We start from the raw sequence: 22110 nt of genomic DNA, 5'->3' as shown, positions 1-22110 counted from the left end.
ACACAGAACAGCTCCTGAAACCGCCGCCGGGGTAGCTTTTCATACCCGCGAGCCTAACACTGGTCCATGGAACACGATGCCACGGTCGAAGGGGTCGGGGTCGGCGTCAGCGAGGAGGGAGGCGGCACGCCGGTCGTGCTGCTCCGGGCGCGCGAGGAGATCGTCCCCATTTTCGTCAGCAAGGATCAGGCCCAGTCGATGCAGCTGGCGATGGCCGGCGAGCCCTTCGAGCGCCCGCTCACCCACGACCTGCTGGTCGAGATGGTGACGGAGTTCGGGGCTGCCATCGACCGCGTCCGTATCGACGACCTGGCCGACGGGACGTTCTACGGGAAAATTGACGCGGAGCAGTACACCGATGACCGACGGAAGGACATGGTGTTCGACGCCCGCCCATCGGACGCTATCGCAATTTCCCTGCGAGTGGATTGCCCGGTCGTGGTAACCGGTGACGTTATCGACGAAGCCGGGCGACCGCCGGAGCAGTTCGATCAGGGCGGAAGCGACAGCGAGGATCTCGGGCTGTGAGCACGCGAAAGCTTTCTGCGTGTGTCCCCCTCTGAGTGGGTGATGGGGTACGAATCGGTCATCTTCGACAACGACGGCGTGTTGCTGACGCTGACGGACATGGATGCACACTACGTCGGCGCACGGCAGGCATTCGAGGAGCTGGGGGTGGTCTCGCCGTCGACAGCCCACGTCGAGGCGATGAGCATCGGCGTGACAGTGCCTGAACTCACCGACATCTGTACGGAGTACGACATCGATCCCGAGCGGTTCTTCCGGGCTCGTGACGAGGCCCTGACCGCGGTGCAGCAGGCGCTTATCCGGGCCGGCGAGAAACAGCCCTACGCCGACGTGTCCGTGCTTGACCGACTTGACTGCCCGCTGGGCGTGGTTTCCTCGAACCAGCGCGAGACCGTCGCCTTCGCCTTCGAACATTTCGACATCGGCCACTATTTCGACACCGTCTGGGCGCGCGAGCCGACAGTCGAGAGCCTTCGGCGGAAGAAACCGCGGCCGTACTACATCGAGCGGGCGATGGCGGACCTCGACGTCAGCGACGCCCTGTTTGTCGGCGACAACGCATCCGACATCGAGGCGGCACACCGGGCCGGCATCGACTCGGCGTTCATCCGTCGACCCCACAGGGTCGACACGCAATTCGACGTGACACCGGACCACGACGTGTCTGGCCTCGAAGACGTGGTTCGGATCGCCGGGAGCGACTGAGCCGTATCCGGACCTAACAGATACACAGGTATCGCGTTCTGGTACGTATACTGAAAGCAACCTTTCCCATGGCAAGTGCCGTGAAACGGTATGGAGAAGCCGGTCGGTGGAACGGATGAGGACAAACAAGCGGCACCTGACACACCGGCACAGCAGTCCCCCCCTGTGCTGTTGGAGACGCTCGCCGCGCGAATGCCCGAGCCAGTGGTCGTCGTCGCCGCGGACGGGGAGATACGGACCGGGAACGATCACCTCTGTGAGCTCCTTGACTCCGACCCGTCGGACGTGTTTGGATGCCAGATAGATGGGTTCTTCCCGGATCTGCGTGACGTTGATCTCGGTACCCACTGCAGTGAGTCACCGGAAACACCGCTGACGTCGTCGTGTACTGCCGGCGACACCGAGCGGTGGGTCGAAATCGCGTTCGAACCGCAACAGTGGGACGGCGAGGACCTGTATCTGGGTATCGTCCACGATATCACCGAACGCCACGAGCGGACGGAGATGCTCGAACAGTACGAACGGATCGTCGAGACCATCGAAGACGGCATCTACACACTTGATGAGGCGTTCACGATGCAGACGGTCAACAGCGCCGTCGAATCGATGACCGGCTACGACAAGGACACACTGGTCGGGTCGAACGCGACGCTGCTGGCGGACGAATCCGTCATCGAGGAGGCCGCGGAGATGTCACGGCAGTTCATCGAAGGTGAGCGCGACGTGGGGACACTGACAACGGACCTCAGAACTGCTGACGGGGACACGCTTCCGATAGAAACCAAGTTCACGACGTACGACCGCGAGGACGGGAGCTACCGGCAGGTCGGTGTCGTCCGTGACATATCGGACCGGAAGCGGTTCGAAGAGACGCTCGCGGCGCTACACGAGTCGACCCGGAAGCTGCTACACACGGAAACGAAGACGGCTGTGGCCGAGCAGATACTCGACACTGCCGTCGACGTGTTGGAGTTGCCCGACGTAGAGATCTATCTGTTCGACCGGAGTGACAACACCCTTCGAAGCGTCGGCGACGTCGAGACGGATCGAAGCGCGTCTATCGGACCGGGGGATAGCACGGTGTGGGACGTGTTCGTACAGGACAGTCCAGCCGAAGTCGCCGCTGGCGACCCCATCGACCTCGGGGCGGGACCGGTGATGGCGGACGCGACGCGACTCTGTCTCCCGCTCGAAGACCACGGTGTGTTTTACATCGAACTGGGCGAGCAACACAGCGACGCCAGAACGCGCGAAATGGTAGACCTGCTCGCCGCCAGCGCGGAAGCTGCACTCGCACGCGTCGACCGCGAGACGACGCTCCGAGAACGCGAGGCCGAACGCCGCGAACAGAACCGCGAGCTACGTCGGCTCAAGCAGGTCAACGCAATCATCCGCCGGATAGACCAGGTACTCGTCGAAGCGGAGACTACCGAGGAGATCGAACAGGCGGTGTGTGACCAGTTGGCCGACTCACAGTGGTTCTCTTTCGCCTGGCTCGGCCGACAGGATGCGACGGAACTCGTCCCCCGGGCGTGGGCAGGCGACACCGCGAGCTATCTGGACGCCATCTCGCTGTCACTCGAACGCGATGGCGGACCGCCGGCCGTCCAGACTGCACAGTCCGAATCGATGACTGTTGTCCCGTCAGTGGCCGACAACCTCCGGGGCGACCACTGGCGGACCGAGGCCCTCTCTCGCGAATTCCAGTCGGCGCTCAGTATCCCGCTTGAGTACGACGACTTCGTCTACGGCGTCCTGACGGTGTACGCCGACCAAGAAGACGGGTTCGATGAGATGCTCCAAGAGGTGTTCGCCGAACTCGGTGAGACAATCGCGAATGCGATACGAGAGGTCGAATCCCGGCAGCGTCGGGCCGGCGACGGCACCGTCGAACTCGAACTATCACTGTCTGCTCCGCAGTCGTTCCTGACCCAGCTCGCGGACCGGCTCGGCGTCTCTGTCGTCTGTGAAGGCGCTGTACAGCGAGGCGACGGTGCACTCCGCCTCTTCCTCGCTGTCTCGGACTGTGACCCGGCTGTCGTCGAGGAACAGCTGCTATCGATGGCCCGTGTCGACACCGCGCGATCGATCTCGACCGACCAACTGGACGGGCTTTACGAGGTCGTCGTGACGGGCCAGACCGTCGCGGGGACGCTACTGGAGCAGGGCGGTCGGTTGAAATCGATCCGAACGTCGACGGGCGGTCTCACGGTGACAGTTGTCGTTTCGGGTGAAACCGATGTCCGGCAGTTCGTCGAACAGTTCGGTGAGCGCTACGCCAACGTTGCGCTGATCGCGCGCCGTGACAGCGCACAGTCTGACAGTCAGCAAGACGGGACAGTCCGGTCGGCGCTGGAAGAGCAACTCACAGACAGACAGTTTGAAGTCCTCCAGACGGCGTACCTGAGTGGCTTTTTCGACTGGCCCCGAGAGACGACCGGGCAGGAAATCGCGTCCAGTCTGGACGTGTCACAGCCGACGGTCAACCGGCACCTCCGCGTCAGCGAGCGAAAGCTGCTCGAGCTCGTGTTCGGCGATAGCTGACACCGTCGCTATACTGTTAGTGGCCAGTCAACCGAGCTGTATCTGTATAGCCACAATCACCTTTTCAATCACTGAATAAACCACAAACAGCGACGAACAATGTCCCAGGCAAAACTGGTCTACAGACCGACACCCAACGAACCGCTGAGCGAAACCATCGTCCACGCCGTGGCTGACACGCTGGGTGTCGACCCCGTCGACCTCGATGATCGAATCAGTGACTGTATCGATCCTGATGCGCTGGACCGGCTGTTTCGCCCAGACACAGATGGGACTCCGAGTCCTGACGGGCTGGTGGTGTTCAGTATGGCCGGCTGCCGCATCGAAGTCGAGGGGAACCGCTCAGTGCTTGTGACACCGTCTCGTGACATTTCGGCTGCAACCGGACTCGAAGCGTAACCCGGCGGCTGTTCTGCTGGCACTTTATGTTGTGCATCGTCCCGCTGACAGGCGGATTATTATCACCTTATTTTCTTTTCTGAGTTGTACATCAGCACCACTTTTCAGTAAGCAGATATTTCTTTTTCGGTAGCAATTGAAAAACTGGTACGTAACTCGGATTAAAACCGGCCAAATACCTTGTTAATAGTATGTTACTAGCAGGCTACGCGTCAGTACCACTATAAGCTCAACTTTGCCTTTCGGATGTATGGATGTCGGACACCCACTGATCGAAACCGGCTCGCAGTCGGGCAAGAGCGCCAAGGCAGTGACCGTTCACTCCGAAAAAGTAGAACCAGCAAAACTCCAGTTAATCGGTCATTATTCGACCGACTGTGCCGGGATGCAGGATGCAAGCGTTAGGGGGCAGTCACGATGAGCGTCGAGTCCCCTGCGGTTGATGCACAGAGCCTTCTCGAAGAGGTTCGGACAACAAGCCTTCCGGACCGGGTTGCAGAGCTGGCAGACGAGTACGAGCGGGTCTGTGGTGAGCGTGATCGGTTCCTCTGGCAGTGGATCTACTCGCTGTTCCCCGAGTTTACCCTCTCCTCTGTCCATCCGGACCACGCAGACCACGTCCGGACACAGAAGACGATACTCACGATGTACGTCACGATTCTGGATGATATCGTCGAGAACGACGGGGACCGGGACACCTTCGAAGAGGCCCGACGACTCGTTCAGGACCCATCAGCCGTGGACCCGAGCCGTGCGGCGGTAAGTGACGAATATTTCTCCTTTATCGAGCGCGTCTGGCGGGAGTTCGAGGGGGGGCTGACCGACGCGCCGCGCGTCAACGAGTTCTACGACGTGTTCACGTACGATATGCGACAGACGCTGAACGCGATGGACTACAGCGCGGTCGTCAACGAGAACCCCCGGATTGCGAACCTCAGCGGGGCCGAAACTTATGGGGCACATAACATGGTAATGTTCCCCTACGCGGCTGTTGACCTCATGTATTCGCCGGATTTCGAACTCGCTGACTACGGCACCGTTCGGGACCTCATCTGGGACCTACAGGAGATGGCCCGGATCGGCAACTGGCTCACGACATGGGAACGAGAGGTCAAGGAAGGAGACTACACTGCGGGAATCGTCGTGTTGGCCCTTCAGGAAGGATTCGTCACGCCCGAGGAACTCGAAGATCCTGACGGGAAAGCCGAACTCATCGACAAAATCAAAGCCGAACAGTTCGAGGCCAAGTTCCGGGACCGGTGGGCCGACATCTACCAGTCCGTTCGCGACCGCGAGTTCGAAACGGACAGTGTCGACCTCGACGCGCTGGTTCGGGGCATGGAAACAGTGTTCCAGTACCACGAAGCCAGCCGCGGGTACAAGTAATCACAGCGTACTGCGTCCACATCCGTACGACTTCACGCGGTCGTTTCTTCAGTTGAGACGTGCTCGCCGAGCGGCGTCGAAGCGGGGTTCAGGTGATTCGCGGTCCGTCGTAGTCCGTCAGGGCACCGGTATGTGACGCTACGAACTACGGTGACTCTCGACGACAGCCTCCCAGGAAACGGTCCCGTTCTGGACGATGTTCTCCGGTGCGAGCGGCTCTGCCGTCAGCGCTGCGTGGGAACTCGGGACGTTCGGGTCGAGGCCGCCGAGAATGTCCGGCAGGAACGACTCCTCACCCGGCGGCCGCCCGGTGTTCTCGACGGAGAGTGAGGGAACCGAGTCCCCTTCGGAGACGACCACGCGCATGACCATCCCGAATACCTGGTGGGGCGGGCAGTAGAGGTCGTAGACGCCCTCGGTCTCGAACCGGTACCGCCAGGACCCGCCGACGGGTATCTGCGGCGAAGCGATGGGTCCGACCGAGTCGGGCACTCGGTTCTGTCGTCCGTGTCGCTCGTGGTATGCGGCGACGGCGTGGTCCGGCGTCTCGGCGCTGAATAGAACTACGTCACCGGGATTGACGTGTATCCCGGCCGGGTCGTAGTGGAACCCGACCGTCGAAGTGACGAGTTCGGCGATTTCGGCGACCGTGCGAGTGACAGTGCCGTCCGGCGTCTCTATCTCGACCGTGGCGTCCGGCCGGTGGAGGTTCCGTGCAACGATGTCGCCGTCGGCCGCCTCCAGATTGACGGTCGTCGTTGTCGGTTCCGAGAGGCCGCCCTGCTCGGCCAGCGCCAAGAGCAGACCGGGGAGTCCGATGTGCATCTCGACCTCGTGGTCCGGACGAACCGCCGCCGGGAACGACTCGAAGCACGATGCGTCGGCGTCGCCGCCACACGGATTCGGTTCCGCCGACGCGAGCCCGAATATCGGGTCGATTGTGTTCGGTTGCCTGTTCTGGGCCGCGCTGTCCGCCGCGGCGGTCGGGTCCGCTGCACCGACGGAGGTTCCGAGCCCTGCACCGGCGGCCCCGACGACGAGACTCCGGAGCAGTCGTCGCCTGGTTGTCGATAGGTCAGTCGGTTTCATTGTGGTCACCTGTGTCCCGAATCGAGAGACGCGTCTCGACGGTGGATCGACCTTCGCGGCGAAGTCGATCCTGCGCCGAGCAGACACGCCCTCAGTGTCTGTCATGGCCACCGCCCGTGCGAACGCTCACGCCCCGAACCGACGTAATGCGACCGTCTCACCGTCTCACAGACCTATCGCACACACCCAACGCCCTGTTACCGCCCAGTCCCACCATGACATTCTCAGGTTGACCCGACAGTCACTAAATAATTTCCTAAACTATAATTATAATTATCAAACATTTGGGATGGCGGGCGACCGGTGAGCGAAATCAGCGAGAAAACGGCGATAGAACCCGCAAGCACGAAGGTATCGGCAGAACGGGTACAATCCGTCGCGGTCCGAAGTCCGGGAAACGTGGGACTGGTCTCAGTCGTCGGCGACGAGCGGTTCCTCGTCGTCGGCGACGAGACGGTCCATCGCGTCGACCATCGCACGTACGGACGCCCGGGTGATGTCCGAGTCGCTGGCAGAGACGACAACGTGATCGTCACCGCGTGACATCTCGATTTCGACAGTGACGAGTGCGTCTGTCCCGCCCGTGATAGCGTCGACGTGATAGTCTTCGAGCGTCGCGTCGGCAGTGTGTGACAACGCCACTTCGGCGGCGTTCATCGCGGCGTCGACCGGTCCGGAGCCGACCGCTGCCTCCTTGCGTTCCTCGCCGTCGACCGAGAGTCGGACGCTCGCTGTCGGCGTGTCGGAGCCGGAAACAGCGGTTAAGCCGAGCAGTTCGACCCGCCGGTCACGCGCATCGCCGGTCACTTCATCGGCGATGGTCAGCAGGTCGGCGTCGGTGACCCGCTTGCCGCGGTCGCCGATCTCCTTGACGCGACTGACGATCTCCGAGAGCTGGTCTTCGGTGACTTCGACATCGTGCTCGTCGAGGGCCGCCTCGACACCGGCCCGGCCCGCGTGCTTGCCGAGCGCGAGGCGGCGCTCGCGGCCCACCTTCTCAGGCGGGTACGGCTCGTACATCGAGTCGTCCTTGAGCGTGCCGTCGGTGTGAATGCCGGACTCGTGGGTGAAGGCGTTCTCGCCGACGACCGCCTTGTTCGGAGCCAGCGGGATGCCGGTCCGGTTGGCGATGAGCTGGGCGAGGTCGTACACTTCGGTGAGGTCCATCGATTCGACGCCGTAGCCGTGGTCGAGCGCGATGGCGACCTCTTCGAGGGCGACGTTGCCGGCCCGCTCGCCAATGCCGTTTATCGTCCCATGGACGAGGTCCGCACCCGCCGCAATGGAGACCAGGGCGTTCGTCACCGCCAGCCCCAGATCATCGTGGGTGTGAGTGCTGACCGGACCCAGATCCGAGAGCCGAGAGACGCATTCAAGCGCGCGGTCCGGCGTCGCGTGGCCGACGGTGTCGGCCCAGCAAATGCGGTTCGCGCCGGCGTCGATTCCGGCCCCGAGCAGTTCTTCGAGGTAGTCCAGGTCGGCCCGCGAGCCGTCCTCGCCGATGACCTCGACCCAGAGCCCGTGGTCGGTGGCGTACTCCACCAGTTCGACGGTGTTGTCGACGTTCTCGGTCTTCGAGGTGCCGACCTTCTGCTCCACGTGCTTGTCGCTGGCCGGAACGACGAGGTTGATGCCGTCGACACCGCAGTCAAGCGCGAGGTCGATATCGTTCTGGATCCCACGACAGAAGCTGGTGACAGTACTGTCGAGGTCGAGTCCCGCGACGCGGGAAATCGTCTCGCGCTCGCCGGGGCCAGTACAGGCGCTCCCGGCCTCGATGACATCAATACGCGCCGCATCGAGCGAGCGAGCGATATCGGCCTTGTCGTCCGGCGTCAGCGAGACGCCAGGGGCCTGCTCACCGTCGCGCAGTGTCGTGTCGAGAAACTGTACCTCACCGACATCTGAGAGCGCACGCATCGCTGGGTGCCCCTCGAACAGTGTGTTCTGACTCACAGAAGATGCTCCATCACGCGCCACGAATTTCGCGGCCAGCCGCCTTGCGGCGACTTCCTCTATCCTCCGTCGGGTGTTCCGACATAGTGGTGTCTACTCTAATCCTCACGGTCTAAAAGGTGACGGAACTGACTACCACACTTCACACCGGTCGTGTTCAGGATTCCAGGCGGACCGTGTCACCCTCAGAAACGTCCGATGCCGCGCCACTGGGCAGTTCGATGACAGTGTCCGCAGTTGCGTAGCCGACCGAGCGCCAGGGTTGCATGGTTTCGACGGCTTGGACCTCCTCGTCGACGAGCCAGAGTACGTCCAGCGGGAACCGGACGAACAGCATGTGGATAAACTGTCGGCTGGCGCGGTTGAAAGGGAAGACGAGCGCGTAGTCGTCGGGAATCGATGACCGGAACATCAGCCCCCGGCCCTGTTCGAGTATCGACTCGGCGTATTCCACCTCCGTCGCGAGAGGGCGAGCCGCGCCGTCGGGGTCGTGGACGAGTCGCATACCACCGCGGAAGTCGTAAGCAGTCAAAAAGTCTTCTGTCGGAGCGGAGGGTTTGAGGGGGCCGACCACGGACTACATGACATGGAGAAGGCTCTCGGGGGGACATCCGTCGGCGTCGACGACCCGTACGACCACGTGACGCGATGTGACTTCGTTACCAGCGAAGGGAAGTGCCGCTGGGCGCGCGAACACGGCCGCCACGACCCCGAATTCGCCAACGCACGGAGCGCTGACGACTTTCGCTGTCCGGCAGCAATTGCGCCCGACGACGCGGACGCAGACACGGAGCCAGAGTGGGACTGGGCCGACTGCCCGCATTTCCGCTCCCGGAACCACGACCGGGAGTGTGTTCGCTGCGGACTCGAAGAGCGGCGGATGGCCCACTCCGACGAGCGGCCGCTACTGGAGGAACACCACCTCTCATACCGTGACGGCGGCGACGAGCTATCGCATGAGATAACGGTATTTCTCTGCCGGTGGTGTCACGCCAAGATACACCAGTCGTGGGCACGGCTCGACGACGACGTGAATCCAGACCCCGAAGCTATCGCACAGCGGGAACAGCGCCGCTCTAGGGAGGAATCCGAACTGGGATTTGAATCGGCAGCCGACCGGTACGACGACTCGTAACCCCGCCCCAATACCAAAAGTGATAATTGGTGGCAGACGGATAAGTAGGATCACAGTAACTGAGTAGTATAGTGACCTCTCCGGCGCTCACGAAGCAGTCGCTGGGGACGGGATATGTCGTCGCCACCGGTGTTGTGATCACCGGCGCACTGCTCGCCCACGGCATCTCTACCGCCCGTCCGTCCCTGATCGATATGGTCATCCTCAGCGTAGGGCTGACACCAGCGCTAGCCCTAGTAGCGGCGAACTACTGGCTTCCAGTGAGCGGACTATCCGGCGACCAGATATGGACTGCTGCGGAGTGGTGCGGGCTGGGTATCGCGCTGTTTACGCTCATCAAAGTCGTCGTACTGCTCGCTCCGATACCGCAGTCCTCGATGATCCCGTCGATACTCGCAAGTGGGGTCGCAGTCGGCGGGTTCGGCGGGATTTTGTTCGGATGGCTGCTGGAACTCCGGCGGTCTCGACGCCGACTCGCACAGAGCAACGAAGTGTTATTCCGGGTACTCAGGCACGATCTCCGAAACGATCTCAACGTCGCACTCGGACACCTCGGTGAACTGCAGCGGGATGCCACAGAGCGCGGGGACCCCAAATGCCGTGCCCACGCCGACAAATTGAGCGGCACAATCGATGCTATCATCGATACGACGGAGAAAGCGCGACAGATAGAGTTTGCGTTCGATGCAGACCGTCGCGCACAGGAGCCGATTGACCTTGTCCCATGCATCAGAGAACAAATAAAAAACACCACGCAGTCGCACCCAGAGGCAACCGTCGAACTCGACCTCCCCGAGCAGTCGCGGGTGTACGCCGACTGGATGCTCGACATCGTGTTCCGGAATGTTATCGAGAACGCAGTCGTCCACTGCGAGGAGACCCCGACACTGTATATCTCGGTCGAAGAACACGGTCGAACCGTGTTCGTCCACATCGGCGATAACTGTCCGTCGATTCCACAACACGAGCGAGAGGTCCTCGACAGCAGACAGGAGACGCAACTCCACCACTCGAAAGGAATCGGGCTGTGGCTGACGACGTGGATCGTCGAGAGTTACGGCGGGGCCGTACACCTCACGACTTCGGACGACGGCAATGTCGTGACGCTGGAATTCTGCGGCCCGACAGTTCTCGACGAGATTCGCCAAACCCTTCGAGAGTGGCCCTGAAGCCGGACACGAGCGGAACCGTTCGGCTGCATCAGGAGATATATACGCCTTCGTAGCCTTCGCGTCAGTAATGACTCGAATCGACGTTATCGACAATCACGGACAGTTCACACATCTGGAGCAGCGCGCGCTCCGTGACATGGGCGTCGACGTCTCGCTCAGGGACAACACAACCCCACCCGAGGAGATTGACGCCGACGGCATCGTCCTCTCGGGCGGCCCGGACATGGACGATATCGGGAACTGTCCCGAGTACCTTGACCTCGACATTCCCGTACTCGGCATCTGTCTGGGCATGCAACTCATCGCCGACGAACTCGGCGGCCGGGTCGGCGGCGGCGAGTACGGCGGCTACGCGGACGTGACGGTCGAGATTCTCGACGAGGACGACCCGCTCCTCGGTTCGCTGTACCCCGACACGCGTGTGTGGGCCAGCCACGCTGACGAAGTGAAGGAAGTCCCACCCGGGTTCGAGCGAACCGCGACTTCCGACGTCTGTGGCGTCGAGGCGATGAGCAACACGGACGAGGCGATATACGGCGTCCAGTGGCATCCGGAGGTCGCCCACACCGAAGAGGGCGAAGAAGTGTTCGAGAACTTCCTGTCGCTGTGTGATCAGCAGTCCGTCGCCCGCCAGTAACCGTCGGGAAAGAATGTAACTGGTTTTATATTCGCTCGTAGGGTGTGATACAAAAATGACGGCGACACAGGGAAATCTTGCTAGCCTTTCGCGGTTTATTTTCAGGGCTCCGACCTGGTATACGAGCCTAGCCTTCGCGCTAGTCATCGCCGCGATGACTGGCATCGTTGCGTTTGACTCACGGTTCATCCTTGACGACGCCTGGCAGGGCGTGTTTCTCATCGGCCTGCCGACCTCAATCGCCAGTGCGGTGACGCCGTGGGTCGACCGGCAGCTTGGCGGGCAACTCACCCCGAACCGGGCCACCCTGCTTGCAGTCATCTGTGAGCTCATCACCATCGCGATGCTGACCGTTGCCGGCCTCATCGCCATCTTTACTGTCCGCCTCGGGCAGAACTTCGTCTTCGACGTATTGCTAGTCGCGCTAGCGTCGATATTCGCCTTCCGGCTGCTGATACTGATGGCCGTCTCGCGACACTCACTGCTGAAAGCAACGGTGCCGGCGAGCGTCCAGACAGTCACTGCCGCCGTGTTGCTGGCGATATACAGCGGGGCAACCGCGTTCATCCTCGAAGATCCGATGCTCCGGGAGTACCTTTCTCGCCCTGAAGAGGTCCCGCCACAGGTACAGGGGTTCATCCCGGAGGATTTCATCATCCTCGCAGTTATCTGTGTCATCTACGCGCTGGCGGTCTGGCTGTTCCTCGTCGTTATCGACCAACCGTGGCGCTCCTCGCTGGGCGTTTCCGCACTAGATTTCCTCCGGGGCTTCATCGGCCACATCGCCGAGGGCACGCGCGAACTGGAGGAGTTCTTCGAAGATATCGGCGAAGAGGCCGTCGTTCCGGTCACCTTGCTGTCGGTCCGTCGGCCGGACGGTGAGGAGAAAGCCCGGTTCGTTCTGCCGATGATTCACCCCGGTCCGATGGGTGAGATCGGCGGGGGGAACCTCCCCAGACGCGTCGCCGAGTCGGCTGACGGCCTCGCATTCCCGCCCCACGCGACTGCCGGCCATGACTTCAATCTCGTTACAGAGCGGGAAGTCGACAAGATCCTGTCGACGGCTGAGACGGCGTACCAGCACATCGAATACGACAGCCATGCGACGGCAGGCCACCAGGTCACCGAGGGCGAGGCCACACTGACGGGACAGGCATTTGGCTCCGACGCGCTCGTCGTGAACACGTACGCGCCGGGCTGTGCCGACGACGTGGAGTACGCCGTTGGACTCTCAGCGATGTCGGAAGCGCGGGCCGACGGGCTGGAAGACGTGCTGCTGGTCGACGCGCACAACTGCAACGACGGACTCGAAGGCGACGACCTTGGCCACGTCGTGCCCGGCAGTCAGCGGTCCTTCGATATGCTCCACGGAGCCGGACAGCTCGGGAGCCTGCTCACAGACGCCGAAACTGGCCGGCTCCGCTGTGGGGTCGCCTGGGACGCAACGCCCTGGGAGCCTGAGGAGGGCATCGGCCCGCTCGGCATCCGGGTCTGCGTCTTCGAGGTCAACGACCAGCGGACGGCGTACGTACTCATCGACGGCAACAACATGGAGCCGGGCCTCCGTCAGCGCATCATCGACGCCGCCGAAGGCGTGGATATGATGGAGGTGATGACCAGCGACACCCACATCGTCAATACCGTCGAGGCCGAGAATCAGGTCGGACAGGCCATCCCCGAGAAGGAGATCGTTGCGCTCATCGGGGACCTCGTCGACAGAGCCGTCGCCGATCTTGAACCCGTCGAGGCCGGGATGGCGAGCGAACAGGTGACCGTGACGGTGTTTGGCAACGACCGCACCGAGACGCTGGCTTCGACCGCCAACGCGATGGTGTCGATGGGCGGCGCGCTTGCCGCGGCGTTTATTCTCATCGTCATGACGATCAGCGTGCTGATCTTCTTGCTGACCTGACGAGCAGTCGACCGGAAACGGTCCGCTTAGACCCAGCACTATCGCTCGCTGTTCAGTCAGAGAGTACCGGAGAGCGGCGGTGAACCACGGGCGGCAGTCACAGCATCGCGCCATGGCCCCTCATCCGAACCGTCTGCTCCAGCATTCAGACTCGCGACGCTCGTCGGTTCTGATACAGAGAACGCCGAGGAGGAGATTTGAACTCCTGAGTCCGTGAGGACAGTTGCTCTCGAAGCAACCGCCTTGGCCAGGCTAGGCTACCTCGGCTCATCCATCAGTACCGCCGTTTGCTCTTTAGGGGTTTCGATTTCGGACTCGACACCCCTTTATCGGACCCGTAACATGACAGGCTATGGACGCTACCGAGGCAAGCGAGGCGTCGAGTCAGATCCTCGATGAGATCGGAAGTGCCGTCATCGCTGACCGCGGCTTCTTCGAGACGGTGCTGCTGGGTGTTGTCGCGAAGGGCCACGTCCTGCTCGAGGACGTGCCCGGCACAGGGAAGACGCTGACCGCCCGCAGCGTCGCGACCGCGCTAGGACTGTCTTTCTCTCGCATCCAGTTCACGCCGGACCTCCTGCCGGCCGATATCACGGGAACACACATCTTCAACGAGGAGTCCCGGAGCTTCGAATTCACCGAGGGGCCAGTGTTCGCCAACGTCGTACTGGCCGACGAGATCAACCGCGCACCGCCCAAGACACAGTCCGCGCTGCTCGAAGCGATGGAAGAAGGACAGGTCACCGTCGACGGAGACACGTACGACCTGCCCGAACCCTTCTTCGTCATCGCCACCCAGAACCCGGTCGACATGGAGGGGACCTTCGAGTTGCCAGAGGCGCAGGTCGACCGGTTCCTGGCAAAGACGTCACTCGGCTACCCGGACGACGAAGGCGAGGTCGAACTCCTCCGGCGGCGTGCCGGCCGGACGACACAGAGCCCGACCGTGGAGCCGATACTCGACGCGGCATCGGTCACGGAACTCCGGAACGTTCCGGAGACGGTCACCGTCGACGACGACCTGCTGCAGTACATGGCTGACCTCGTCCGGGCGACCAGGGACGACTACCGCGTAGATGTGGGAGTCTCACCCCGTGGGACCCAGCGGCTGTTCGAGGCGACGCGAGCGATGGCGACAATCGCGGGTCGGGAGTACGTTGCTCCGGACGACATCAAGCGGGTCGCACAGCCGGTGCTGGCACACAGGCTGGTGTTAACCCCCGATGCCCGCGTCGAGCAGGTCGACAAGGGAACGGTTATCCAGAGCGTGCTCGACGAGGTCCCCGTTCCGACGGTCTAACCCCACGTCCAGTGGGCGTCCAGCGCGTACCGGTACACGCCAGTAATGACGATTGCGCCGCCGTTCGCGATGAGGTACGTGACGCCGCCCCAAGTGACGAACGCATAGAGGAGACCCAGCTGGAGCGGAATCGCCGTTCCCCGGACGAGATTCGTCTTCCCCATCCCCAGCATGTACTCTTTGAGCGTCGAGTGTTGCGACCGGTGAAACGTCCAGGCGTTGTTGAGGACGTACTGGAACAGTATCGTGAGTTCGATAGCGAGCGCCGCCCCGAGGATGTAGTTTAGGCCGCCGACATCGACGAACGACCACAGCAACACCGTCTGGACGGCTGCCGCGACCACGCCGACGAGGAAAAACCGGACGAGCTGCTGTCGCCGGGCCGGTGTGACGACAGCGGACGCCATACAGCCTTACTGATAACCGAGCGCCTTTAACCGTGCTGTTATTTCGTCGGATGCTTCAGTGGTTCCAGCTCCGTTCCCGTCGCTGTCGAGGGTGGCGAGGTGTTCAGCGACAGCATCCGAAAGCCGGTCGAGAACGGTCGCCGGCGGGTCGGCGTCCGTCGAGTCCGAACACAGATCGACCTGCTCCTCGGGGTCGTTCGTCCGGTCGTACAGTTCCTGGCGGCCCGAGTCTGTGAACTCGATGTACGTGTAGCGCTCGTCGCGTGCGCTGAGGAGGAGTTCCCCGTCCGCGCGGCTCCGTGGAATCGGCTGGCTGGTCACGCTCTCGCCCCGGACCGCTGCGGAGACGATGGGGCCGCGGTCCTCGATAGCCGCGCCGTGGACCGCCGGAGCGACAGACTCCCCGTCCCACTCCGTCGCGGGCGTGAGCGACAGCAGGTCACACACTGTCGGCGCGATTGTATCGAGGCCGACCGGCGTCTCAACTGACTGCCCCTCGCCGTCCGGCGTCGAGATGATGTAGGGAACGTCGATGAGTTCCCGATAGAGCTTGGGGTAGTGAGCGAGATGGCCGTGTTCGAGGAACTCCTCGCCGTGGTCGCCGGCGACGATGACGGCCGTATCGTCGCGGTAGCCTTCGGTTTCGAGGGTGTCGAGTAGCCGACCGACGCTGGCGTCGACCTGCCGGACTGTCGCCTCGTACAGGGTTCGAAGTGTCTCCAGTGTCCGGTCGTCGACTTCCCAGCCCAGCCCGGTTCGGAGGTGGGACGTGAGCATCCGGAGAACGCCGAAGTGGTTGTCGGACACTTCGCGGATATGCCGCGGAGCCGGTACGTACGGCGTGTGTGTGTCCATGTAGTGGACCCACAGGAAGAATGGCCCGTCGGTCGTTTTCAGGAACTCAGTGGCGCGATCTTCGAGGTCCCCCATCCGGGACACGTCAGCGAAGGGGCGTTCGTCGGACCCGCCACTGAGAACGGTCGCAGCGCGCCGGAACGGCGAGGTTCCCAGCTGGACCCAGGCCTGAATCGTCGGGTGGGCCGCCAGGTACTTGCTGTAGCCGCCGCTGTCGACGAACGGCTCGAACTCGTCGAACCCGCGGTCGTACCCCCAGTGATCGGTGAGAAAGCCGTTTGCGGCGTTGAATCCTGCGGTCTCGATGCCGGCATCAGAGACTTGCTCAGCCAGCGTCGGCGTCGATGCCAGACCGATGTCCTCGCTCTCCGCGAACACTGGGCGTGACCCGTGGATGCTGGGAAACGAGAACGGCGTCCAGTTCCCCTGTGCAGCGGCGTTTTCGAAGACGACGCCCGATTCGGCGAGCGAGTCCATGACAGGGGAGACGCTGTCAGCGCCACCCAGTGCGTCCGCCCGCAGCGAGTCAACCGTGACCAACACCACGTTGTTGGTTGCTGGGGCCGTCATTGTCGACTCACGTGCCCCCTTGATCGTAATGGTATCGACGTATCGCGTCCGCAAACGGGGGTTTGCACCCAGCATGTGCCACCGAATTCTCTCATACCCCCTGTACCAGAGCCGGAATACTGAACGTTCCGGATAAATTCAGGCGGCTATAATAGAACCATACGCTGATAAGGTAGAATTAAAGCCTCACTTCGACAATGAGTCGTCCAGAACGTATTCGATGATCGACCCGATTCAGTTTCGGTCCTACGACGACCGAGACGCCGACGCCGTCTGGCGTCTCCACGAGCGGGCGATACGTGCGACCGGCAACGACCCCAGCGACATCCCCGGAACGTCGGACCTGAAAAACATCGAGACGCGGTATTTCGACACCGGCGGCGCGTTTCTCGTCGGCGTCGTTCCCGCCGACGACGAACTGCCGGAGACGTTCGACGGCGGCCTCGCCGCGATGGGCGGGTTCCTCCCGAACGAGGTCGGCCACGCCGACGAGCGAACTGTACCCGGCGCGGCCGAACTCCACCGGATGCGGGTCGCTCCGTCTCGGCAGCGGCGTGGCTACGGTCGTCGACTCCTGCACAGACTCGAACAGCAAGTGGCCGAGCGGGGGTACGAGCGCTTGCTGGCGACGACATCACAGAGCCAGGCCGCCGCGGTCGCGTTCTACCGCGACGAGGGGTATCAGGAGGTCGACCGGTCGACACAGGGCGAGTACGAACTCGTTCACTTCGAAAAGCGGCTCTGACCCCCAACCTCGCTCGGCGTTCAGTCGCCGCTGTAGGCGTCGTCGGTGTCCTCGCCGAAAGAGGTGTTGAGGCCGCCCGGGCTCTCCCGGTCTTGCTCGCGCATACTCTGTCGCGTGAACTGCGGCTTGGCGCGGACAGCCTTCTTCGAGCGGAACGACCACCACAGCGCCAGAGAGAGGCCGACGGTTCCAGCGATGCCGACTCCGGTGGCCGGCAGCGACGCCTGCGTGTAGAGAAACGCCGTCGAGAACAGTGTGCTCGCGAGCAACATCCCGAGGATGAGCCGCTTGGTCATCGTCGCGAGCAGGCCATCGGAATCCTCGATGTCGGCCTGCACACGGAAGTCCTCGCGCTCGACCCTGTCGAGGGCGGACTCCAGTTTCGGCGGGATCCGGACGGCTGACCGGGCGGCATCTGACACTTCGGTTGCGCGGTCCTCAACGAAGTTCCGGACGCCCTCGGCGATGTACCCCTCCTCGCGGAGGTAGTCGGTCGCGACACCGATGAAATCGAAGTCCTCGTCGAGGGTGACACAGACGCCTTCGACGACCGTGGCGACGCGCAGTACGAGCGCCAGGTTCGCCGGCAGTCGGAGCGGGAACTCGTAGATGGTGTCCTCGACCTGCTGGATAATCTGCTGGACGCGGTACTGCTCGATGTCCTCGCCGCGGGCGTCGGCGATGGCCAGTTCCATCACGTCGCCCATCACCTGCCGGTCGGCCTCCGGCGAGAGCGTCCCCATTTCGATGAGCGCGTCGAGGATAGCGTCGATGTCCTGGTCGGCGACGGCGGCGTAGAAGTCGATGATCTTGTCCTGGACGAACGGGTCGACCCGCCCAGACATCCCGAAGTCATAGAAGACGAGCGTCCCGTCGTCCTGTACGGCGAGGTTCCCCGGGTGCGGATCAGCGTGGAAGACGCCGTCGTCGATAATCATCTGGAGGTACGCCCGCTGGAGTGTCTCGGCCAGCTCCGTGCGGTCGATACCGCCCGCATCGAGGCTGTCGATGTCGTTTATCTTCGTCCCGGGGACGTACTCCATCGTCAGGACGCGCCGCGTCGAGTGGGACTCCTTCACGTTGGGGATACAGATGCGGTCGTTGTCACGGAAGTTCTCCCGGATCTCGGTGAGCATCCGGCCCTCTCGCTGGTAGTCCATCTCCTCGCGGATGGTCTTCGAGAACTCGTCGGCGAGCGTCTCCAGCGAGAACGACCGGGAATCGTCGATGAAATACATCAGCAGGGGGAGCGACCAGCGGACGACCCGCAGGTCGGCCTCGACAAGCGCCTCGATGCCGGGGCGGCGAATCTTGACCGCGACCTTCTCGCCGTCGACCTCCGCCAGATACACCTGCCCGAGCGACGCCCCGCTTATCGCCTCTGTCTCGAACTCGTCGAAGCGGTCGTCGACAGCCCCAAGTTCGTCCTCGATGACGACCCGCGCCTCGTCCCAGTCCGCCGGCGGCACGCGGTCCTGCAGTTTCGAGAACTCCTCGATGTACTCCGGCGGCAGGACGTCCGGCCGCGTCGAGAGGATCTGGCCGAGTTTGATAAAGGTCGGGCCGAGCGTCAGCAGCGAGTCCAGTAGCTGTTGTGCCCGTTTGCGACGCTGTTCGGGCGTGACGCGGCGCGATGAGCCGATCACGAAGAACCGCTTTCGGTCTCGTGCGTACGCGACCAACAAGGGCAGGAAGTGGCGAGCGACGACGAGGAACCGCCAGTACGCGCGAAGGTTCACCGGCTTGCCACCTCTGAGTCAGTCCCCGTCAATCGGGATCGTCGTACTCGGTGCGGCTGTTGCCTTCGGCAGGCGGAGTTCGAGGACGCCGTTTTCGACGGTGCCCTCCCCGCCCTGCCCGGTCGTGTCCGGCGGGAGCGGGAGTTCGGCATCAAGGAAGACAGAGCGGTCCTCGCGGACGAAGGTGAACTCTCCGGGCACGTCTTTGGTCCGTTGCCCGTCGATGCGAAGGCGGCCCCCTTCAACGGTCACGTCGATTGTCTCCGCGGTCACACCCGGCAGGTCGAGCACGAGCAGGTATTCGTCCTCGGATTCGAGCACGTCCGCGAACACGGCATCGGGAAGGTCCCGAAGCGCTTCACGCAGGGCAGACATACGCTCGTCTAGGTGGTAGGCTGTGGTAAACCCGACGGTCTTCGCTACTACAGGAGGACAGAGAGGAGGACAGCGGCGCCGATGAGGACCGCGACAAGTCCGAACGTGACTTCGGCGATAGCACCCCGGACAATCCGTCGGGCAGTACCACGCTCGCTGGTGTCGGAAATGACGAACACCGGCGTCCCGTCGCCGTCCCCGACGATAGCGTCGACCAGATTGCTCCCCCATTCTGTTGCGGGGCCACGCATCGCCTGACCGTAGACGTACACATCTTCCCCAACGTCCAGTCGGCGCTCGGTAAAGCGCTGTTTGTTCCCCAGGCTGATCTCCGTCACGAGCAGGTTCACGGACCCGTCCTGTGCCTCGACGCCCTCCGTTCGCTCGACGTAGTCGGCCAGGCGCTCGGGGAGTTCGGTTCCGGGGGAGACCGTCACCGACTGTGACTCGAACCGCACGTCCGCTCCGTCGGGGTTCACGCGAACGCGGTCGGTCCCGTCGTCGACGACGAAGTCGACGCCGTCCTGCCCCTCGTCCAGCGTCTCCCAGTGTGAGTGTTTCCCCGACGACCGGTACTCCTCGACCTCGTAGGTGTAGGCCAGACACTCGCTGCCGGTGAAGGGGGCCGTAACGGTCTCGCCCTCCTCGTGGGCGACAGCCGTACCGGTGATTTCGACGGGGCCGGTGTGGCCATCGAGTGAGCGCACTGGGACCGGGTCGTTCCGGAGGATGTGAAACACCGTTCGGAGTTCCTGGCCACCGCGGAAGAGGACGAAGCTACCGATGATCAGGAACACGGTGGCGACCAGTTGCGGGAGGACCATACGTCGATGCCGGACCCGGCTGAAAAAAATGTTCCCAGTTATGCCGACCGACGCCCAGGGCGCAGTAGATTGCTGAGAGCAACGTCGCTGCCCGCGGCAGGCAACACAAAGCAGCGTCGCCGCGGTGGCTGAAGCCGGCACCGCATCGAGACAGTGCCACTACGCAGGGCACTTTTGATACAGCGGCCGCTAGTACGGGTATGGCTGGCCCCTCGCCGTCGGATGCTGCGTCGCTCTCGCTGGAGACCGCCCGCCGCCGAATCGGCAGTGTCGCCGGACCTATCGACCGGACGGACAGAATTCCGCTCTCCGTCGCCGTCGGACGCATTCTGGCGACAGAGACGACGGCGAACGAGTCTGTCGAGGAGGCAGATATCTCGGTCGACGATACTGTCTTCGAACAGGGCCATCAGGTACGGCCCGGTGACGTGGGGCTGCTGCGGGCAACCGGCGTCTCCGAACTGCTCGTCCGCCAGCGACCACAGGTCGGAATCGTCCCGACCGGTGATGAACTCCGAGCGGATGCCAGCGCGGCCAGCAAGGTCGAGACAGCGGGATTCACCCTTGCTCAGTACGTCGACCGCTGGGGCGGGAAGGTGACCTACCGGGACCCAGTCGCCGACGACGCGCCGGCGCTCCGGATGGCCGTCCAGCGCGACCTCACCCGTGATATGATCGTCGTTACCGGAACGGAGCCGGGTGATACGCTCCGAGAAATCGTCGCCGAACTCGGCGAGGTGCTTGCAGACCGCCTCGCGATTGACCCCGGCCGTCGGGCCGGACTAGCCGTCGTCGAGAACCGACCGGTGGTACTGCTGCCGGAGTCGGCAAGCGCGGCCCGCGTCGGCGCTGTTCAACTCGTGCGTCCACTTTTGAAGACGTTTGCCCACGCCCCGCTATCTGCTCATCCCGAGACACGAGCGACGCTAGCAGCGAACGTCGACAGTCAGAACGGTATCGAGACGTTTACGCCGGTCGCTGTGAGCGACGGGACGGCAACGCCGCTGCCCGGCGTTGACCTCGTGACGGCGACCAGGGCTGACGGCTGGGTGTCCGTGCCCGCTGACGAGGCTGGTATCGATGCTGGAACGACCGTCACCGTCGAGGACTGGGACTACCTGCCCTGAGACGACACCAGATCGAGCAACGTGGCGACGCGTCTGTCGCCGCGCACGCACCGCCCCGTCTCCGCCGGGGACCGCCGACCAACGTGGACGCCATCAAGGCCCGCGTTCCACGCTGCACCGATATCTGACGGATTGTCCCCAGCCAGCACGCCGCTGTAGCCGTTGTACCGGACACCCAAATCCCGCATCGCCAGCTCGACCGGTTTCGGGTCGGGCTTCCAGCCGATATCGTCGTCACAGCAGACGACCGTTTCGAACCAGTCGGCGATGTCGAGATGGTCAAGTACCGGTTCGGTGAGGTACTGCTGGCAGTGTGTGACCAGTCCGACCGGTGAATCGAGGGTGGCGAGGAACGCCTCGGCGTCGTCGTAGAGGTACGTCGCCTCGGCCCGAGCAACGGGGTCTTCCTCCTCGTGGAACAGCCGCCAGAACTCCTGCTGGTCGACGCCGCGCTCCGCGAGCGTCCGCGACCGTGTCCCACCGAATCCGTACCAGAGTGTATCCCGTTCCCGGTCGGTGAACTCGACGCCGAGGCGGTCGCCGACGGCACCCATCACCTTCCGGGGGTAGGCTGGCTCGATGTCGACGAGCGTCCCGTCGAGATCGAACAGCCAGAAGTCGTAGTCGGTGGTCATGAGGATACATCACTTGGAGAGTCTCTAATAAAGTCTTTCGGGCCCTACGATCGGTTTTACTGCGTATAAC

21 protein-coding genes and 1 tRNA gene are annotated in these 22110 nt (G+C 62.9%); 12 read left to right on the top strand and 10 right to left on the bottom strand.

Annotated features, from left to right (window positions below; translation table 11 throughout):
* Positions 1-66 precede the first annotated feature (66 nt).
* From AMS69_RS08270 to AMS69_RS08250, 5 genes are all read left to right on the top strand, one after another.
* On the top strand, positions 67-528 hold the full coding sequence (locus AMS69_RS08270; protein WP_053967589.1) for a bifunctional nuclease family protein: 462 nt from the start codon (positions 67-69) through the stop codon (positions 526-528).
* Between the two features lie 42 nt (positions 529-570).
* Entirely contained in the window at positions 571-1233 is a 663-nt protein-coding gene (locus tag AMS69_RS08265) for an HAD family hydrolase (RefSeq protein ID WP_053967588.1), read from the top strand.
* Between the two features lie 90 nt (positions 1234-1323).
* Positions 1324-3777: a bacterio-opsin activator domain-containing protein gene (locus tag AMS69_RS08260; protein WP_053967587.1), complete on the top strand. Its 2454-nt coding sequence runs from the start codon at positions 1324-1326 to the stop codon at positions 3775-3777.
* Positions 3778-3876: 99 nt separating this feature from the next.
* A complete protein-coding gene (locus AMS69_RS08255) occupies positions 3877-4176 on the top strand; it encodes a HalOD1 output domain-containing protein (RefSeq protein ID WP_053967586.1) in 300 nt (99 codons plus the stop codon).
* A gap of 417 nt (positions 4177-4593) precedes the next feature.
* Positions 4594-5562: a terpene synthase family protein gene (locus AMS69_RS08250; RefSeq protein ID WP_053967585.1), complete on the top strand. Its 969-nt coding sequence runs from the start codon at positions 4594-4596 to the stop codon at positions 5560-5562.
* A gap of 138 nt (positions 5563-5700) precedes the next feature.
* Here the strand turns inward: AMS69_RS08250 and AMS69_RS08245 are convergent, their stop codons facing one another.
* From AMS69_RS08245 to AMS69_RS08235, 3 genes are all read right to left on the bottom strand, one after another.
* Positions 5701-6756 (bottom strand): cupredoxin domain-containing protein, encoded by a 1056-nt coding sequence (locus AMS69_RS08245; RefSeq protein ID WP_053967584.1) that lies wholly within the window; start codon positions 6754-6756, stop codon positions 5701-5703.
* A 306-nt stretch (positions 6757-7062) separates the two neighbouring features.
* The gene (locus AMS69_RS08240) at positions 7063-8571 is read right to left on the bottom strand and encodes a (R)-citramalate synthase (RefSeq protein ID WP_053967583.1); all 1509 of its coding nucleotides are present in this window, start codon (positions 8569-8571) and stop codon (positions 7063-7065) included.
* A 193-nt stretch (positions 8572-8764) separates the two neighbouring features.
* Positions 8765-9112 (bottom strand): DUF192 domain-containing protein, encoded by a 348-nt coding sequence (locus tag AMS69_RS08235; RefSeq protein WP_053967582.1) that lies wholly within the window; start codon positions 9110-9112, stop codon positions 8765-8767.
* 81 nt (positions 9113-9193) lie between these two features.
* On the opposite strand from AMS69_RS08235, the gene AMS69_RS08230 reads away from it, so the two are divergent.
* The 4 genes from AMS69_RS08230 (at position 9194) to AMS69_RS08215 (ending at position 13463) form a co-directional block, all read left to right on the top strand.
* Positions 9194-9742: a DUF7097 family protein gene (locus AMS69_RS08230; RefSeq protein WP_053967581.1), complete on the top strand. Its 549-nt coding sequence runs from the start codon at positions 9194-9196 to the stop codon at positions 9740-9742.
* Positions 9743-9813: 71 nt separating this feature from the next.
* Positions 9814-10911, top strand: a complete 1098-nt coding sequence (locus AMS69_RS08225) for an ATP-binding protein (protein ID WP_053967580.1) — start codon at positions 9814-9816, stop codon at positions 10909-10911.
* A 70-nt stretch (positions 10912-10981) separates the two neighbouring features.
* The gene (locus AMS69_RS08220; protein ID WP_053967579.1) at positions 10982-11551 is read left to right on the top strand and encodes a GMP synthase subunit A; all 570 of its coding nucleotides are present in this window, start codon (positions 10982-10984) and stop codon (positions 11549-11551) included.
* Between the two features lie 55 nt (positions 11552-11606).
* Positions 11607-13463: a DUF2070 family protein gene (locus tag AMS69_RS08215; RefSeq protein ID WP_053967578.1), complete on the top strand. Its 1857-nt coding sequence runs from the start codon at positions 11607-11609 to the stop codon at positions 13461-13463.
* A gap of 182 nt (positions 13464-13645) precedes the next feature.
* On the opposite strand, the gene AMS69_RS08210 is transcribed toward AMS69_RS08215, so the two are convergent.
* A tRNA-Ser gene (locus tag AMS69_RS08210) sits at positions 13646-13730 on the bottom strand.
* Positions 13731-13815: 85 nt separating this feature from the next.
* Here AMS69_RS08210 and AMS69_RS08205 point away from each other — a divergent pair.
* Positions 13816-14763, top strand: a complete 948-nt coding sequence (locus AMS69_RS08205; protein WP_053967577.1) for an AAA family ATPase — start codon at positions 13816-13818, stop codon at positions 14761-14763.
* Here AMS69_RS08205 and AMS69_RS08200 read toward each other — a convergent pair.
* Together AMS69_RS08200 and AMS69_RS08195 are read right to left on the bottom strand one after the other, a co-directional pair.
* Positions 14760-15170, bottom strand: a complete 411-nt coding sequence (locus AMS69_RS08200; RefSeq protein ID WP_053967576.1) for a GtrA family protein — start codon at positions 15168-15170, stop codon at positions 14760-14762. The two genes, AMS69_RS08205 and AMS69_RS08200, sit on opposite strands and share 4 nt — an antisense overlap.
* 6 nt (positions 15171-15176) lie before the next feature.
* Positions 15177-16595, bottom strand: a complete 1419-nt coding sequence (locus AMS69_RS08195) for a sulfatase-like hydrolase/transferase (protein ID WP_053967575.1) — start codon at positions 16593-16595, stop codon at positions 15177-15179.
* A gap of 220 nt (positions 16596-16815) precedes the next feature.
* Between AMS69_RS08195 and AMS69_RS08190 the strand changes: the two genes are divergently transcribed.
* Positions 16816-17340, top strand: a complete 525-nt coding sequence (locus AMS69_RS08190) for a GNAT family N-acetyltransferase (protein WP_053967574.1) — start codon at positions 16816-16818, stop codon at positions 17338-17340.
* A gap of 20 nt (positions 17341-17360) precedes the next feature.
* On the opposite strand, the gene AMS69_RS08185 is transcribed toward AMS69_RS08190, so the two are convergent.
* Genes AMS69_RS08185 through AMS69_RS08175 form a run of 3 tightly spaced genes read right to left on the bottom strand, consistent with a single transcriptional unit; the run spans position 17361 to position 20278 of the window.
* Complete coding sequence (locus AMS69_RS08185; RefSeq protein ID WP_053967573.1) at positions 17361-19079, bottom strand: ABC1 kinase family protein; 1719 nt, start codon at positions 19077-19079, stop codon at positions 17361-17363.
* Between the two features lie 18 nt (positions 19080-19097).
* Entirely contained in the window at positions 19098-19454 is a 357-nt protein-coding gene (locus AMS69_RS08180) for an Hsp20/alpha crystallin family protein (protein ID WP_004957670.1), read from the bottom strand.
* A gap of 47 nt (positions 19455-19501) precedes the next feature.
* Positions 19502-20278: a GIDE domain-containing protein gene (locus tag AMS69_RS08175; RefSeq protein ID WP_053967572.1), complete on the bottom strand. Its 777-nt coding sequence runs from the start codon at positions 20276-20278 to the stop codon at positions 19502-19504.
* A gap of 200 nt (positions 20279-20478) precedes the next feature.
* Here AMS69_RS08175 and AMS69_RS08170 point away from each other — a divergent pair, with 200 nt between their 5' ends.
* A complete protein-coding gene (locus tag AMS69_RS08170) occupies positions 20479-21405 on the top strand; it encodes a molybdopterin-binding protein (protein WP_053967571.1) in 927 nt (308 codons plus the stop codon).
* Here the strand turns inward: AMS69_RS08170 and AMS69_RS08165 are convergent.
* The gene (locus tag AMS69_RS08165; RefSeq protein WP_053967570.1) at positions 21393-22040 is read right to left on the bottom strand and encodes an HAD family hydrolase; all 648 of its coding nucleotides are present in this window, start codon (positions 22038-22040) and stop codon (positions 21393-21395) included. The two genes, AMS69_RS08170 and AMS69_RS08165, sit on opposite strands and share 13 nt — an antisense overlap.
* Positions 22041-22110: the final 70 nt, after the last annotated feature.

It is taken from the genome of Haloarcula rubripromontorii (genome assembly GCF_001280425.1).
GTDB classification, from domain to species: domain Archaea; phylum Halobacteriota; class Halobacteria; order Halobacteriales; family Haloarculaceae; genus Haloarcula; species Haloarcula rubripromontorii.
This window is presented reverse-complemented; position numbering and strand designations above follow the sequence as displayed.

Excerpts from the sequence above, each read along its gene's own strand:
- AMS69_RS08270 (WP_053967589.1), top strand. The coding sequence starts at position 67 with ATGGAACACGATGCCACGGTCGAAGGGGTCGGGGTCGGCGTCAGCGAG.
- AMS69_RS08265 (WP_053967588.1), top strand. The coding sequence starts at position 571 with ATGGGGTACGAATCGGTCATCTTCGACAACGACGGCGTGTTGCTGACG.
- AMS69_RS08260 (WP_053967587.1), top strand. The coding sequence starts at position 1,324 with ATGGAGAAGCCGGTCGGTGGAACGGATGAGGACAAACAAGCGGCACCT.
- AMS69_RS08255 (WP_053967586.1), top strand. The coding sequence starts at position 3,877 with ATGTCCCAGGCAAAACTGGTCTACAGACCGACACCCAACGAACCGCTG.
- AMS69_RS08250 (WP_053967585.1), top strand. The coding sequence starts at position 4,594 with ATGAGCGTCGAGTCCCCTGCGGTTGATGCACAGAGCCTTCTCGAAGAG.
- AMS69_RS08245 (WP_053967584.1), bottom strand. The coding sequence starts at position 6,756 with ATGACAGACACTGAGGGCGTGTCTGCTCGGCGCAGGATCGACTTCGCC.
- AMS69_RS08240 (WP_053967583.1), bottom strand. The coding sequence starts at position 8,571 with ATGCGTGCGCTCTCAGATGTCGGTGAGGTACAGTTTCTCGACACGACA.
- AMS69_RS08235 (WP_053967582.1), bottom strand. The coding sequence starts at position 9,112 with ATGCGACTCGTCCACGACCCCGACGGCGCGGCTCGCCCTCTCGCGACG.
- AMS69_RS08230 (WP_053967581.1), top strand. The coding sequence starts at position 9,194 with ATGGAGAAGGCTCTCGGGGGGACATCCGTCGGCGTCGACGACCCGTAC.
- AMS69_RS08220 (WP_053967579.1), top strand. The coding sequence starts at position 10,982 with ATGACTCGAATCGACGTTATCGACAATCACGGACAGTTCACACATCTG.
- AMS69_RS08215 (WP_053967578.1), top strand. The coding sequence starts at position 11,607 with ATGACGGCGACACAGGGAAATCTTGCTAGCCTTTCGCGGTTTATTTTC.
- AMS69_RS08205 (WP_053967577.1), top strand. The coding sequence starts at position 13,816 with ATGGACGCTACCGAGGCAAGCGAGGCGTCGAGTCAGATCCTCGATGAG.
- AMS69_RS08200 (WP_053967576.1), bottom strand. The coding sequence starts at position 15,170 with ATGGCGTCCGCTGTCGTCACACCGGCCCGGCGACAGCAGCTCGTCCGG.
- AMS69_RS08195 (WP_053967575.1), bottom strand. The coding sequence starts at position 16,595 with ATGACGGCCCCAGCAACCAACAACGTGGTGTTGGTCACGGTTGACTCG.
- AMS69_RS08190 (WP_053967574.1), top strand. The coding sequence starts at position 16,816 with ATGATCGACCCGATTCAGTTTCGGTCCTACGACGACCGAGACGCCGAC.
- AMS69_RS08180 (WP_004957670.1), bottom strand. The coding sequence starts at position 19,454 with ATGTCTGCCCTGCGTGAAGCGCTTCGGGACCTTCCCGATGCCGTGTTC.
- AMS69_RS08175 (WP_053967572.1), bottom strand. The coding sequence starts at position 20,278 with ATGGTCCTCCCGCAACTGGTCGCCACCGTGTTCCTGATCATCGGTAGC.
- AMS69_RS08170 (WP_053967571.1), top strand. The coding sequence starts at position 20,479 with ATGGCTGGCCCCTCGCCGTCGGATGCTGCGTCGCTCTCGCTGGAGACC.
- AMS69_RS08165 (WP_053967570.1), bottom strand. The coding sequence starts at position 22,040 with ATGACCACCGACTACGACTTCTGGCTGTTCGATCTCGACGGGACGCTC.